Genomic DNA, 13,855 nt, shown 5'->3' with positions numbered 1-13,855 from the left:
CCGTCGGTCTTTGGACCAACACCGGCGGCAGCGCACCGCCGGTGTCGGCCAAAACCGCCCAAGCCGATCAACAGGGGCCGATCAGCCGCGGCCGATCAGGCGCTGGGCGATCGTGTCGGCGACCTCGGCAGCGGGGCGGCCGGTGCGTTCGCTCTCGTCCCACACCTCATTCAGACGTGCCGGGATCTTGGCGATGCGCGCCATCACTTCGGCCTCGTCGCCCTGCCCCAGATATTCGAGGCCGACGTTGATGATGCCGCCGGCGTTGATGACGTAATCGGGGGCATACAGGATGCCGCGATCGTGCAGGCGATCGTAATCCTCGCGCGTGGCGAGCTGATTGTTCGCGCCGCCCGCGACGACCTTGGCGGTCAGCGTCGGGATGGTCGCTTCGGTCAGGATCGCGCCCAGCGCGTTCGGGCTGAAGATATCCGCCTCGACGCCCAGGATCGCGCCGGCTGCGACCGTCTCGCCGCCCAGTTCCGCCGCCAGCGCCGCCGCACGGGCCGCATCGACGTCGGCAAGCGTCAGGCGCGCGCCGTCCTTCGCCAGCAGCCTGGCAAGGCCGCCGCCAACCGAGCCGACGCCCTGGATCGCGACATGCACGCCCTTCATGTCATCGGTGCCGAGGCCGCGCTTCGCCGCCGCCTTCACGCCCAGGTAGACGCCGTGCGCGGTGTACGGGCCAGGGTCGCCGCCCGCCGCGCCGCTTTCGACCGGCAGGCCGCTGACGTACTTGGTCTCGCCCGCGATCACCTTCATGCGCGCTTCGGACATGCCGACATCCTCGGCGGTGACGTAGCGACCACCGAGCGATTCGACCGCGCGGCCGAACGCCTTGAGCTGCGCCTCGGGGATGATCGCACCGGGCTTGTCGGCCAGGATCACGCCCTTGCCGCCGCCGAGCGCGAGGCCCGCCATGGCGTTCTTGAAGCTCATACCGCGCGACAGGCGCAGCGCGTCGGTGACGGCGAGGTCGCCCGAGGCGTAATGCCAGAAGCGCGCGCCGCCCGCTGCCGGGCCGAGGTGGGTCGAATGGACCGCGATAATCGCGCGCAGGCCCGATTCGCGATCGGTGAAGGCGTGGACGCCCTCATGATGGTCAAAGTCGGGAAGGTCCCACACCGAGGTCATCGCCTGCTCCATGGATCGAATATTGCGAATGTCCGCAATATTGTTTCCCAGCGGTTTTGGCTAGTCCCTGCGGTCCTGAAAAGGAGCGGGAAAATGGGGCGACCGACGGGACTTGAACCCGCAACTTCCGGCATCACAAGCCGGCGCTCTAACCAATTGAACTACGGTCGCCGCGAAGACGGGTGCCCCTAGCGGGCACTGTAGCGGCGGTCAAGGCCGTCAGAAGCGTCCTTCGACCGAAAGTCGGTAACCGCCCGGCCCAGCAACGAAACCCGTCGCCGCCAGCCGCTGTGCCGCGGCGTCGTCGCTGGGCGCGAGGCGCAGCGCGGCGGAGTAACGGCCGTCGCCGGTCAGCCGCAGCTCGATCGCCTCGGTCCCGGCCTGACTGGCGAGCGGCAACAGCAAGGCGTTGCCGTCGCAGCGCGCGACGCCCGTCAGCTCGGTCGGCAAAGCGATTCCCGCCGCTTCGCCCACCAGTCGTGCGCGCACCCGACCCTCGGCCTGTTCGCACACATCGTCGGCAAAGCGGATGCTGACGTCTTCCAGCGTCAACGCGGTGACGGGCAGCGGCGCAAAGGCGTTGCCGGTCGGGAAGGTCGCCGTCATCCCCTCGATCCCGCGCAGATGGCGGCCCAGCACGAAGGCGCCATGCACCGTTCCTGCCTGATCCTCGACCGACACACGCGCGCGCCCGATCAGCAGCGCGAAGGGCGACAGGCTGGCATCCAGCGTGCCCAGCGCGAGATCGCCGAACCGCGCATCGACCAGCCGACCGTCCCACACGCTGCCGATGACGCTGCGTGCGCTGAAACCCTGCTCGCCGACGCCGGCCGCGCCCAGCACCAGCCGCATCGGAAGGAAGACGAGCAACGCCACGAGCATCATCGCACCGAACAGCGCCGCCGGCCCGGTGGTCAGTCTCAGCCGCCTCATGACGCGCGCGCCCGTGCGACGAAGTCGACGCCGACGCTGCCGTCCGCATTGTCGCGCCATGCCGCCGATTCGATCAGGATGCCACTCGCCTCCAGCCCGGCGAACCAGCGGGCCAGCGCCGCCGGCCGGGCCGCTGTGATGGTCGCATGCACCCGGCCCGCACCCGATTCGTCGACAGTGGCGAGTGCGAAGCCCGCCGCCTCGGCACGCCGCCGCACCGTGTCGGCGAGGCTGCCCTCGATCGGTGTGCGTCGCCCGGCGCTGCGGATCAGGTCGACCGCATTCTGCGTGCTGCCCAGCCGGACGACCGCATCGGCGTACCGCTCGCGCGCGCTCGACAGGCCGTCACGGACGGGCAGGATGATCCCGCCCCACAGGATGGTGACGACCAGCAGCGCGAGCATGACGAGGATCAGCCGGCGTTCGCGTAAGGATCGGCCGGCGAACCAGCTGCGGATGCCGCTCATGGCCGCGTCACCGTCATCTCGCCCGTCACCCTTCCGTTGGCCGACTGGAACGTGCCGGCGGTGACGGCGAAGCCCGCCGCCTCCAGCGCGCGCTTGAGGTCGGTCGGCAGCGATTCGCGCGCCGCACCCACGCCGATGCGCAACGCGCCGTTCGACTGGAAATCAAGGCTGGTCAGCTCCGTACCCGGCGTCGCGCGGACCGCGGCATAGACCGCGGCCACCGTCCGGCTGAAGCCCAGGCCCGGACCGCGCACCGCCGACAGACGCTCGGCGAGCTGACGGTCGACGTCGGTCACCGTCTCGCCGCGCGGCAGGCCGGTGCGCGCCAGCGCTTCGGTCCGCGCGTCGATCGCATCCGCGCCGAAACTGTATTTGCCGATCCGCACCAGATCGATCGCCAGCGTCAGCGCGAGGATGCCGGCCCCCATGACGGCGAGGCGCCGCACCAACGGCCAGTCGATCCCGATCCGGCGCCGGCGCGCGAACGGCCCCTGCCGCAAGTCGAGCGGCGGCGTCGCCGCAGCGGTTGCGATTACCGGATCGAGCGCACTGCGCGGCAGCGTCTCGATCGGCGCATCCCCCACGACCAGATCGGTCAGCCGCGCTTCGTCGGCAAAGCCGGACGTGCGGCCACGCACCAGCGCCGCCCCGCCGACCGTGGCGCGAAGATAGCCCTCCTCCGGGCGCGGCAATAGCAGCGGCGCGGGCACCATCGCGGCCGGGTCGATCCCGAGCGCCGTAAGGTCGGCCAGCCAGGCCGCCATCACGGCGCTGCCCACCACGGCGATCGGCCGCTCGCCATTCCCTTCTTCCGCGTCGCCGACCGCGACGTGGAGTTCGTGGATCGGGGTCGCACTCGCCTCGGCGACCAGCAGGCGCGCGGCAGCGACGCTCTGCGCGGGCGAGCGGGCGGGCAGGTCCGCCCAGTGCAGCGTCACGTCCTGTGCGGGTGCGACCGCGACGATGCGCTCATCAGGGACAGCAGGCAGCCCCTCGCCTTCGGCGATTCCGCCGTCTTCGGCCAGGCGCAGCCAGCGATAGGGGGCGTCGCCCGCGGGCAGGAAGAGCAGCGTCGTCATGATTCGTCGCCCCATTGCCGTGCCACGAGCCGCGCGGGAAGACGGCTTGCGTCGATCAGCGCCCTTTCCTGCAATCGCGCGGACCCGGTGCTGACGTCGATCGCCAGCGCGAACCACGTCGTTTTCACCCCCAGCCCGCCCCCGCCCTCCGGCGCGGCGCCGTTGCCGGCGAGGTTCAGGAACGTGCTGGCATCGCGAAAGCCGTCCGGCGGTCGGCGCAGGATCATGCCGCGGGCAGCCTCGACGGAGAGCGTGCCGGGGAACAGCATCGCGACCAGGGGGGCCTGTTCTGGCGTCAGCGTGTTAATGTTGATCGTCGCCGGCTCCGCCTTGGGCAAGGTACAGATCCAGGGCCGCAGCTTCGCGTAGATGTCGGGCGTCACGCCATCCACCGCGCGCAGCTCGCTAGGATCGGCCATCAGCGTGCCCGCGGTGCGATAGGGCACGCTACGGGCGAGATAGACGGGGTCCTCGGCGCCATTGCCCTGCTGATCACCGTCGCTGTCGATCCAGTCGGCGGTGGCGGCGGCGATATGGTCGGCGGCCTGAGTGGGGACGCCGATCGCCTGCATCAGCCGGACGAACTGCAGCCTTTGCGCGAAATTCTGCGATGAGGTGTAGAGGTTGGGCGCAAGCCGGCTGACAAAACCGTTGAGGTTAAAGCAATTGCCGCCATCGCGAACCCGCGCGACGGCAAGCCCGCCGCCGGGCAACGGCAGGCCGAACGGCCGCCCGCTCCAGCCGCCCGCGAGCGTCACGCGATCCGGCGCATCGCCCAGCATCGTCGTGATCCGCGACGTCGCCAGCGCCTCCGCCGCGCGCGCAAAGCCGCGCGCCTGCTCGCCCGCCAGCGCATTGCCGGCAAGCCGGGTCGTCAGCCGCAACCGTTCCAGCGCAGCCCCCGCCAGCACCGCGATGATCGCGACGAGCAGCAGGACGGTGAGCAGCGCGGCGCCGCGCTCGCGCTCAGATGGCACCGGGCGTTCCTGTCGGACTTGGCTGGGGCCCGGGCTGCCCACCCGGCTGGGCGGGGGCATAGCCCGACCCGACCAGCAGCATCAGCCGCAGCGCGGTGCCGTCGGTGCGTCGGATCGTCAGCTCCGCCGCCTGGGGCAAGGGCGCACCCTGCGTGCCGTCCCAACGATCGCTCCACGCGCCCTTGTAGCGATAGCGCGCGCCGACCCCGACGACCTTGCCCAGCAGCGCGACCGCGGGCAGCGGCGCCGCGCCATCGATCATCGGATAGGCGACACGCTCCAATGTGCCGTCGACAACGCGATAGGCGACCTTCTGGGCGCTGGCGCGCGGGGCATCGTCGACATTGGTCCAGCCGGCGCGCACGAACGCCAGCCGGCCGTCGCTTTCGCCGGTGAAGGCCGGGCGCGGCGTGCCCGCCTCGTCGCGCGCGGGGCGGTCGATCGCCTGCCCCAGATCGCCCGCGATCAGCGCGGCGGTGCGGTTGAGCGCGGCGATGTCGTCGAACCGCGCGCCGGTGGCAGTCTGCGCGCGGACGCTGAAGGTCAGGATCGCGACGCCCGCCGCCGCGATCAGGCCGAAGATGAGCAGGGCCACGAGGACTTCGACGAGGGTGAAGCCGCTGTCGTGGGCGCGCGCGGCTCGCCCCAATCCCCCCGTCACCCCGGACTTGGTCCGGGGTCCACCGGGCCGCACGGGGACGGCAAGTGCCTCCAGCCGTCCCCCTCGCCGCGGAGTGGACCCCGGACCAAGTCCGGGGTGACGACAGGACAGAGGTGACCGCGTGGCCATCACGACACGTCCGGCGGCCGGATCGCCGTCGTCCGCCCGACCACCTGCCCCGCGCGATTGCTCACCGCGACGTCGATCCGCACGATGCTGGCATTGCCGGTCGGCACGACCTGGCGCACCCAGGTCCAGCTGCGGCCGGCGTTCACCTCGCTGCCGCTCGTCCGCCCCACCACCGGCGGTCGCGCCTCGCTGACCGCTTCGTTGGCGACGTTGCGAGCCACGATCCCCGCCACCAGACTGTCGTCCAGCACGCGCGCGCCGCGGATCGTCGCCGTCTCCAGCCGCAGCAGTGCGAGCACGGCCAGGCTGAACACCGCCAGCGCGACCATGATCTCGATGAGGGTAAAGCCCCCCTCCTGCCGGTCGCCGGCGCGGCCCATCAGCTCGCCACCCGCACGCTGCCGTCCGCGTCCATATCGATCACCGCGCGTGCGCCGCTGCGGGTCAGCGTCACCTGCGCAGGCCGATCGGCAAGGCCGGTGGGATCATAGACGATCCGCAGCCGCCCGTTGGCATCGCCGATCGCGGCGTCCGTGCCCGCGCTCCAGCGTTCGACCCGCAGCGGCGTGTCCGCCACCGCGACCCATTGCCCCGCGATCCGCCGGTCGAAGCCATAGCCGCCCGCCGTCACCCACAGGCTGACGGGCCTCGCTTCGACGATCGCCGCATCATGCGCCGCCCGCGCGCGCACCGCGAAGCGCGCCGCCTCGTCCGCCACCCGACCGCGTGGATCGGGCATGTTCCACACCGCCACGGCCGCCGCCAGCCCGATGATGGTCACGACCACCATCAGCTCGATCAGCGTGAAGCCCTGTTGGGCGTTACGCCGAACACGGCGCAATCCCGTGGCCGAAGGGCGGCGGCGCGGCACGTTATTGCCAGCTGGTGATGTCGGCGTTGGCGCCCTCGCCGCCTTCCTTGCCGTCCGCACCCAGGCTCCAGACATCGGCCTCGCCATGCTGGCCGGGCGAGGCGTAGAGGTACGGCCGGCCCCAGGGATCGTTGGGCAGCTTCTTGATATAGCCGCCCTTCTGATATTCGGCGGCATTCACGCCGCTCGGCGCGGTGACGAGCGCCTGCAGGCCCTGCGACGTCGTCGGATAGCCGTTCATCTGCAGGCGGTACATTTCCAGCGCGCCTTCGATCGTGCTGATGTCGGCCTTCGCCTTGGTGATCTTGCCCTTGTCGCCCGCGGGCAGGACGTTGAACGTGACGATCGCGGCGAGCAGGCCGATGATGACGATCACGACCATCAGTTCGACGAGGGTGAAGCCCTCCTCCCGACGGTGACGCTTATGAGGCTGTTTACGCATGATGATCCTTACTGGCCTGCCAGCGTGTTGAGCTGGAGGATGGGGAGCAGGATGGATAGCACGATCGTCGCGACGATGCCGCCCATCAGCACGATGATCGCGGGTTCGAGGAGCGACAGCGCGGTCGCGGTGAAGCGGTCGAACTCACGCTCGAGGTAATCGGCGGCGCGTTCGAGCATCTCGTCGAGCCGCCCCGCCGCTTCGCCACTGGCCGCGAGATAGGTGAGCAGCGGCGGGAAGACGTTCGCGCGCCGCATCGCCGCCGACAGGCTGCCGCCCGAACGGATCGCCTCGACGATCTCGTCGGACGCGACGCGCAGGCGACGGTTGTGGATCGTGCTCGCCGTCAGCGTCAGCCCCTCCAGCAACGGCAGCCTGCTCGCGACCATCGTCGACAGCGTCCGCGCCATGCGCGCGGCATGCAGGTCGCGCAGCAGGCGGCCCAGCAACGGCAGGCGCAGCAGCCCGGTATCGAACGACAGCCGGATCGCCGGATCGCGCAACGCATAGGCGCCGCCGACCCCGATCAGGCCGAGCACCAGCGCCAGCACCCACCAATAGCCGACCAGTATGTCGGACAGGGCGATGACGACGCGCGTCAGCAACGGCAACTCCTGCCCCACGGTATCGAATTGTTCGACGACCTGCGGCACGACGAACATCATCAGCGCGGTGACGACGCCCAGCGCCACCACGGCCAGAATGGTGGGATAGGCGAGCGCGGTGATCAGCTTGCCGCGGATTTCCGCCTGCCGTTCGAGCAGCGCCGCCAGCCGGTCGAGGATCGTCGGCAGACTGCCCGAACTCTCGCCCGCCGCCACCATCGCGCGGTACAGCGGCGGAAAGCTCTTGGGTGCGCGTGCCATCGAGTCGGCGAGGCGGCGCCCCTCCACGACACCGGCATGGACCTGCGACACGATCCCACGCACGCTCTCCTGCTCGGTCTGGCGCGTGATGGTGCGCAGCGATTCCTCAAGCGGGGAGACGCGGTTCAGCGTCGCGAGCTGACGCGTGAAGAGTGTCAGCTGCTTGTTGCTCATCTTCCTGGCGCCCAGCCGGATGCCGAATAGCGGCCGGCTCTGCGCGACCGGCGGCGCGCCCGGATCGAGCCGCACGACGAACAGCTTGCGCCGATCGAGCTGCGCCCGCGCCGCGTCCGCATCCGCCGCCGCGACATGCCCGCGCTGCTCCTGCCCGCGCGTGTCGATGGCGAGATAGTCGAAGTCAGCCATGGCGAGCCGCCCTCACCCTTCGCCGCCTTTGGCGGCTCTTCCCTCTCCCAATGGGAGAGGGAGGGAGCGGCGCAGCCGCGGAGGGGTGAGGGGCGTCACGCCTCCACCTCATCCACCACGTCCGTCGCATCGCGCCGGCTCACGCGGATCGCCTCCTCGGGTGTCGTCAGCCCGCGCCGCACCAGCGCCTCGGCCGCCTGTGCCAGCGTCGGGCTGCGCGCAAAGGCATGCGCGGCGATCGCCGTCTCATCCGCGCCGTCGTTGATGAAGCGGCGGATCGTATCGTCGACGCGCACCGCTTCGAACACGCCGATCCGCCCCTTGAAGCCGCTGTGGTTGCATTCCGCGCAGCCCACCGCTTCGTACACCGTCGCCTCGGGTTCGATCCCGAGCAGGCCCGCCACGCTGCTGCCCTGCACCGGTCGCCGGCACGCCGGGCACAGCCGCCGCACCAGCCGCTGCGCGATGACTGCGCGCAGGGTCGAGGCCAGCAGGAACGGCTCCACCTTCATGTCACGCATGCGGGTGATCGCGCCGATCGCGTCGTTGGTGTGGACGGTCGACAGCACGAGGTGGCCGGTCAGCGACGCTTGCACCGCGATCTCCGCGGTCTCGCGATCGCGGATTTCGCCGACCATCACCACGTCCGGATCCTGACGCAGGATAGCGCGCAGCCCCGCGGCGAAGGTCAGCCCGACCTTCGGATTGACCTGCGTCTGCCCGACGCCCTCGACGGCATATTCGACCGGGTCCTCGACCGTCAGGATGTTGCGGCTGCCATCGTTGAGCAGCCGCAGCGCACCGTACAGCGAGGTCGTCTTGCCGGAGCCGGTCGGCCCGGTGACGAGGATGATCCCGTTGGGCTCGGCTAAAGCGCCGCGTAGCAGCGCGTACATCCGCTCGTCCATGCCGAGCGCATCGAGGTCGATGCCCGCATTGTCCTTATCGAGGATACGCAGCACCACCCGCTCGCCCGCGCGGCTGGGTAATGTCGAGACGCGGACGTCGAGCAATTTACCGCCCAAGGTCAGCCCCATGCGCCCATCCTGCGGCACGCGGCGCTCGGCGATATCGAGGCGCGCCATCACCTTGACGCGGCTGACGACGACGGGGGCGACATGCGGCGGCATGCGCAACGTCTCGCGCAATACGCCGTCGATGCGCATGCGGACGATCAGCCCCGTCTCATACGGCTCAATGTGGATATCGCTGACGCCGTTGCGAGCGGCATCGGCGATGATGCCGTTGATCAGGCGGATCGCCGGCGCGTCGTCGGCGGTGTCGAGCAAGTCCTCCGCCGTCGGCAGCCCTTCGGCGAGGCTGTCGAGTTCATCGCCCATGCCGACTGCGGCAAGCGCATTCGCCTGCCCGTCCATGGCGTAGCTGTCGGACAGCAAACGATCGAACGCGGGCGCCTCGACTATAACGACATCGAATGGCCGGGCGAGGTAGCGGCGGACCTCCAGCAACGCGCGCGGATCGGCGCCGGTGCGCAGCGCCACGGTCAGATGCGTGTCGGTATCGGTATGCTGCACGACGACGCCGAACCGCCTCGCGAAAGCATAGGGGATGGCGAGCATCGGCAGCGGATCAAGCGGCAACGACGGCGTCGGCTCGACGACCGGCGCAACGTCCGGGTCGGCCAGCGCGGCGGGCTCGTCGATTTCGGAGCCGGGGCGGATGATCATCGTCATACGATCCCCCTAACCGTCATTCCCGCGAAGGCGGGAATCCAGACGCGCAGGTCCGGCGAAGGAGCCGAAAGGGTAGCCAGTCTGGATTCCCGCCTTCGCGGGAATGACGGATGTGGAAAGCCCCCAGCCCCCTCCTTCGTCATCCCGGCGAACGCCGGGATCCATGGACGCGAGACGCTCATGGCCCGCGCTCCAACAGCCACCACCGCAACCATGGATCCCGGTCTGCGCCGGGATGACCGAGAGGCGAGAAACCGCTTCACCGGTCCCTCGGCCGGATAACCCTGGTCGTATTGTGCTGCACCGGCACCGCGACGCGCGGGTCCTCGATATTCCCCGGCACGGGCGCGGACGGGATCGGCGGCGCGGCGCCCATATAGTCGCGCACCAGCTGGTCGATCGACGGCTCCTCGCCCGGTGACTGCAACCCCTGCTGCAGACGCAGGTAACCGTAGCGCTGCTCGGCGACCCTCCGCGCATCCGCCGCCGATCGCAGGATCGTCGGGCGGATGAAGATCATCAGGTTCGTCTTGTTGCGCGATTTCGCCTTGGACTTGAACAGATTGCCCAGCACGGGGATATCGCCGAGCAGCGGGATCTTCTCGATCGTCCGCCGTTCCTCGTCGCTCAGCAGCCCGCCCATCACCGCGATCTGGCCTTCGTCGACGGTCAGCACCGTCTCGATCTCGCGCTTGTTGAGGATCAGGTCGCTATTGTCGTTCGACACCGGCCCGGCGATCGAGCTGACCTCGAGCCGCAGGTTCAGCTTCACCGTTCCGCTGGAATTGACCTGCGGCCGCGCGGTCAGCTCGATGCCGACATTCTCGCGCTGGGTGGTGCGGAAGGTATTGTCGAAATTGTTCGACAGCGCCTGCCCGGTGGTGATCGGAATTTCCTGTCCGACCAGGCTGTGCGCTTCCTGATTGTCGAGCGTGACGAGGTGGGGGACCTGCAAGAGGTTCGACGTCGTGTCGCTCTTCACGGCGTTGATGATCGCGCCGAAGATGAAGTCGCCGACCTTGCCGCCGAACCCGCCGAAGCCGCCCGAGGATCCGATGATCGAGCTGATCGCGCTCTGCGTCAGCTGATCCGACGCATTGTTCGTCGTCACGGTCGTCGTCACGCCGTTGGCGATCGTCGTCGTCGTGTTGCGCCCCAGCTCGCGCGCGCCGATCGCGCCGGCGATCTGCAGGATGTTGGGCGCGCTGTTCGAGAAGGTCGAGGCGGCGAATGCCCCGCCCGACGGATTGGCGAGGATGAACTGCGCGCCCAGGCGGTTGACCGTCGCGTCGGACACTTCGGCGACGATCCCCTCGATCAGCACCTGCTCGCGCCGCGTATCAAGCTGGTGCACGACATCGGACAGCTGGCGCTGGATGTCCGCGGGCGCGGCGATGACGATCGCATTGGCACCCTGGAAGCGCGTCACGACCGCGGCGGTGCGACCGCCTTGCGTGGTGATCGCCGGCTGGCCCGTGGCGCCGCCGCCGCTGCTCTGCTGCACCGGGGCGCTGGCGGCCGGAGGGCGCTGCACCGCCGCCGCGCTGCCGGTGTTGGTGCCGAACCCCGTCTGCGTGCGCGACAGCGGCGTCTCCTGCACCGCGTCGGGCGCCTGCCCGACCAGTTGCTGGAGCACCGGCAGCAACTGCGCCGCATCGGCATTCTCCAGGAACACGACGCGGATTTCGGTGCCGTTCTTCGCCTTCTGGTCAAGATCCTGCGCCACCGACACCAGCCGCGCGACGCTGGAGGGATCGCCGCGGATGATGACCGAATTGCTACTGTCGACCGCCGTTACGCTGGTGCCGACGCCGCCCGGTACGCCCTGACCGCCCTGCGCCCCGCCGCTGAGGCCCTGCAACGCCGTCGCAATCTCCTTGGCGCTCGCATTCTTCAGCGCGACGACGCGGGTCGAGGCATTGTCGCTGTCCACCCGGCGCAGCACTTCGCGGATACGCCGGATGTTGTCGGCGAAGTCGACGATGACGAGGCTGTTCGAGCCGCGGTTGGCGCTGACCGAGCCTTGCGCGCTGACCAGCGGGCGTACGGTATCGATCGCCTGCTGCGCATCGACCGATCGCAGCCGCACGATCTCGGTCACGAAGCTGTTACGCGCCGCGCCGCCCAGGCCGATGCGGCTCGGCTGGGATGCGGCATTGTCGATCGGCTGGATGCGGAACGCGCCATTGCCGGTGGGCACCGCGACCAGCCCGTTCGCCCGCAGCGTCGACAGGAACGTCTCGAAATATTCGGACTTGGACAGCGGCCGGTCGGTGACGACGGTCACCTTGCCGTTGACGCGCGAATCGATGATGAACGTGCGCCCGGTCACCCGCGCGGCATCGGCGATGAATGCGCGGATATCGGCGTCGCGCACGTTCAGCGTCGTCTGCGCCATCGCCGAGATCGGCAGGCCGAGCGCTGCGGTCGACAGCAGCAGCGCGGGGTAGAACGTCTTCATGGTCATTGCGGAGCGATCGTAAGGGCGAGCGCGAGCGTCTGCTGGCCGCGTTCGACGGTGATGGGAAGCGATCCGCCGCCGGCGAAATCGGCGGCGATGCGATCGAGGTCCTGCGGGCCGCTTACCGGCCGCCCGCCGATCGCGGTGACGACATCGCCTTCGCGCAGGCCCGCGGTGCGGAACAGCGTGCCCGACCCTTGCGGCCGAACGACCAGGCCGGAGATGCGACCGCCATCGATGCGCGGGATAAAGCCGATCTCGTTGCGGATCTGGCTCGCCTTGATCGCCGGTGCGGCGTCCGTCATGGGCGGGGCGATCGGGGCACCGGCCGGTGCGGCAGGGATCGCTGCAGGCGCGCCCGCGCCCGGCGCATCCGACTGGACCAGATACAAATCCTCGGCCGTGCCGCCGCGATCGATCGTGATATGGTCGAACGACACCGACTTCAGCCGGACGCCGGGCAGGATTTCTTCGCCGACCGCGACGCTCTTCTGCACATTGTCGGGTCCCGCGACGATCGCCGACCCGCGGCCCGACGCCTCGTCGACGCGAATACCGAACAGGTTGAGCTGCAGCGACGTGACGGTGGCCTGGGCCGGCGCGCGCGTGCCCAGACGGAAGAACGGATCGAAGCCCGCCAGCACGTCATACGGTCGCCCCGGCACCGCGACCTCCGCCGGTCGCCAATCGCCCAGCGGCGCGATCGGCGTCACGATCGTCCAGAACAGCCGCGCCGACTGGATGGCGAGGCCGCCGATCAACACCAGCTCGGCAAGCGAGTAGACGTTCACGACGGGCAGCCGGCGCAGGATGCGCCGCGTGCGCGCGTCGAATCTCAAGCGCATGATATCGTCCCGTCCCGCGTGCCTCGGCCTACGCATGCCATGTTACGCTTGTGCGTCAATGGGGTGCTATGCGCCTTAGCCTCTTTTCGGCGCCCCCTTTCCGGCATGTCGCCGCCGGTGATATGACCCCCGCCATGACCGATATGACCCTGCTCGGCAATGGGCTGGAAGGCCAGGCGATTGCGCGCCGCATCCTGTCGCAGCCCGGCGTGCAGAAAGTGCCCAGCCCGAAGCTCGACCTGTTCCTGGTTCGCGACTTTCTGGATGGCGACACCTGCGCGGCGTTGATCGACCAGATCGATGCGGTCCGCCGCCCGTCGACGATCGCCGACCCCAATGGCGACGCCGCGTTTCGCACCAGCGAGACGGGCGACCTGTTCGCGGGCGATCCGCTGGTGCAGGCGGTCGAGGCGCGCTTCACCGCCTTCACCGGCCTTCACCCCGCGCACGGCGAGCCGTTGCAAGGGCAACGCTATGCGGTGGGGCAGGAATTCAAGGGACATACCGACTATTTCGAACCCGATGGCGCGGACTATGACCGCTATTGCTCGGTCGCGGGCAACCGGACGTGGACGCTCATGGTCTATCTCAACGCGCCCGAAGCGGGCGGCGCGACCCGGTTCAAGGCGGTCGACAAGATCGTCCAGCCCGAAACCGGCAAGCTCGTCGCCTGGAACAACCGCCGCCCCGACGGGACGCTCAATCCTGCGACCCTGCATCAGGGGATGAAGGTACGCGCGGGGACGAAATACGTCATCACGAAATGGTATCGCGAGCGGGTGTGGGGGTAGCGCTTTCTCCGCTCCCACCCGTCACCCCGGACTTGGTCCGGGGTTCGCTGGGCCGCAAGGGGACGGCGAGAGCCTCTAGCCTCCCCCCTCGCCGCGGAGTGGACCCCGGAACGAGTCCGGGGTGACGGATGGGAGGCGG

General features: G+C 69.5%; 14 protein-coding genes and 1 tRNA gene. 1 reads left to right on the top strand and 14 read right to left on the bottom strand.

The features are described 5' to 3' along the window. Nucleotides 1-81: 81 nt before the first annotated feature. The 14 genes from ACP7A3_RS13280 to ACP7A3_RS13215 form a co-directional block, all read right to left on the bottom strand. A complete protein-coding gene (locus tag ACP7A3_RS13280) occupies nt 82-1,134 on the bottom strand; it encodes a Glu/Leu/Phe/Val dehydrogenase family protein (protein WP_024310285.1) in 1,053 nt (350 codons plus the stop codon). A gap of 94 nt (nt 1,135-1,228) precedes the next feature. Beyond that, nucleotides 1,229-1,305 (bottom strand) — tRNA-His (locus tag ACP7A3_RS13275). Between the two features lie 48 nt (nt 1,306-1,353). Beyond that, on the bottom strand, nt 1,354-2,067 hold the full coding sequence (gspN, locus tag ACP7A3_RS13270; protein ID WP_426255918.1) for a type II secretion system protein N: 714 nt from the start codon (nt 2,065-2,067) through the stop codon (nt 1,354-1,356). Next, nucleotides 2,064-2,534 carry a type II secretion system protein GspM gene (gene gspM / locus ACP7A3_RS13265; RefSeq protein ID WP_043059792.1) on the bottom strand — a complete coding sequence of 157 codons (471 nt, stop codon included), beginning with the start codon at nt 2,532-2,534 and terminating at the stop codon, nt 2,064-2,066. The genes gspN and gspM overlap by 4 nt, the downstream gene beginning before the upstream one ends. Further along, complete coding sequence (gene gspL / locus ACP7A3_RS13260) at nt 2,531-3,613, bottom strand: type II secretion system protein GspL (protein WP_426255917.1); 1,083 nt, start codon at nt 3,611-3,613, stop codon at nt 2,531-2,533. The genes gspM and gspL overlap by 4 nt, the downstream gene beginning before the upstream one ends. After that, nucleotides 3,610-4,590, bottom strand: coding sequence for a type II secretion system minor pseudopilin GspK (gene gspK, locus ACP7A3_RS13255; protein WP_426255916.1), 981 nt, complete (start codon nt 4,588-4,590; stop codon nt 3,610-3,612). Before gspK ends, gspL begins: the two co-directional genes overlap by 4 nt. Further along, nucleotides 4,580-5,251, bottom strand: a complete 672-nt coding sequence (gene gspJ / locus ACP7A3_RS13250) for a type II secretion system minor pseudopilin GspJ (protein WP_426255915.1) — start codon at nt 5,249-5,251, stop codon at nt 4,580-4,582. The genes gspK and gspJ overlap by 11 nt, the downstream gene beginning before the upstream one ends. Before the next feature lie 128 nt (nt 5,252-5,379). Continuing rightward, nucleotides 5,380-5,760, bottom strand: coding sequence for a type II secretion system minor pseudopilin GspI (gspI, locus tag ACP7A3_RS13245; RefSeq protein WP_426255914.1), 381 nt, complete (start codon nt 5,758-5,760; stop codon nt 5,380-5,382). Beyond that, nucleotides 5,760-6,221: a GspH/FimT family pseudopilin gene (locus tag ACP7A3_RS13240; protein WP_426255913.1), complete on the bottom strand. Its 462-nt coding sequence runs from the start codon at nt 6,219-6,221 to the stop codon at nt 5,760-5,762. Before ACP7A3_RS13240 ends, gspI begins: the two co-directional genes overlap by 1 nt. Before the next feature lie 31 nt (nt 6,222-6,252). Beyond that, the gene (gene gspG, locus ACP7A3_RS13235; RefSeq protein WP_043059797.1) at nt 6,253-6,693 is read right to left on the bottom strand and encodes a type II secretion system major pseudopilin GspG; all 441 of its coding nucleotides are present in this window, start codon (nt 6,691-6,693) and stop codon (nt 6,253-6,255) included. Nucleotides 6,694-6,701: 8 nt separating this feature from the next. Further along, on the bottom strand, nt 6,702-7,925 hold the full coding sequence (gspF, locus tag ACP7A3_RS13230; protein ID WP_426255912.1) for a type II secretion system inner membrane protein GspF: 1,224 nt from the start codon (nt 7,923-7,925) through the stop codon (nt 6,702-6,704). 95 nt (nt 7,926-8,020) lie between these two features. Continuing rightward, nucleotides 8,021-9,619: a GspE/PulE family protein gene (locus ACP7A3_RS13225; RefSeq protein WP_426255911.1), complete on the bottom strand. Its 1,599-nt coding sequence runs from the start codon at nt 9,617-9,619 to the stop codon at nt 8,021-8,023. A 259-nt stretch (nt 9,620-9,878) separates the two neighbouring features. Beyond that, nucleotides 9,879-12,086 (bottom strand): type II secretion system secretin GspD, encoded by a 2,208-nt coding sequence (gene gspD, locus ACP7A3_RS13220; RefSeq protein ID WP_426255910.1) that lies wholly within the window; start codon nt 12,084-12,086, stop codon nt 9,879-9,881. Continuing rightward, on the bottom strand, nt 12,083-12,925 hold the full coding sequence (locus ACP7A3_RS13215) for a type II secretion system protein N (RefSeq protein WP_426255909.1): 843 nt from the start codon (nt 12,923-12,925) through the stop codon (nt 12,083-12,085). The genes gspD and ACP7A3_RS13215 overlap by 4 nt, the downstream gene beginning before the upstream one ends. A 134-nt stretch (nt 12,926-13,059) precedes the next feature. Between ACP7A3_RS13215 and ACP7A3_RS13210 the strand changes: the two genes are divergently transcribed. Further along, on the top strand, nt 13,060-13,716 hold the full coding sequence (locus ACP7A3_RS13210; RefSeq protein WP_426255908.1) for a prolyl hydroxylase family protein: 657 nt from the start codon (nt 13,060-13,062) through the stop codon (nt 13,714-13,716). Nucleotides 13,717-13,855: the final 139 nt, after the last annotated feature.

The organism is Sphingomonas sp. DC5200-1, from assembly GCF_049897245.1.
GTDB lineage: Bacteria > Pseudomonadota > Alphaproteobacteria > Sphingomonadales > Sphingomonadaceae > Sphingomonas > Sphingomonas aquatilis.
The sequence above is the reverse complement of the archived record's forward strand: the minus strand, read 5'-3'. Positions and strand labels throughout refer to the sequence as shown.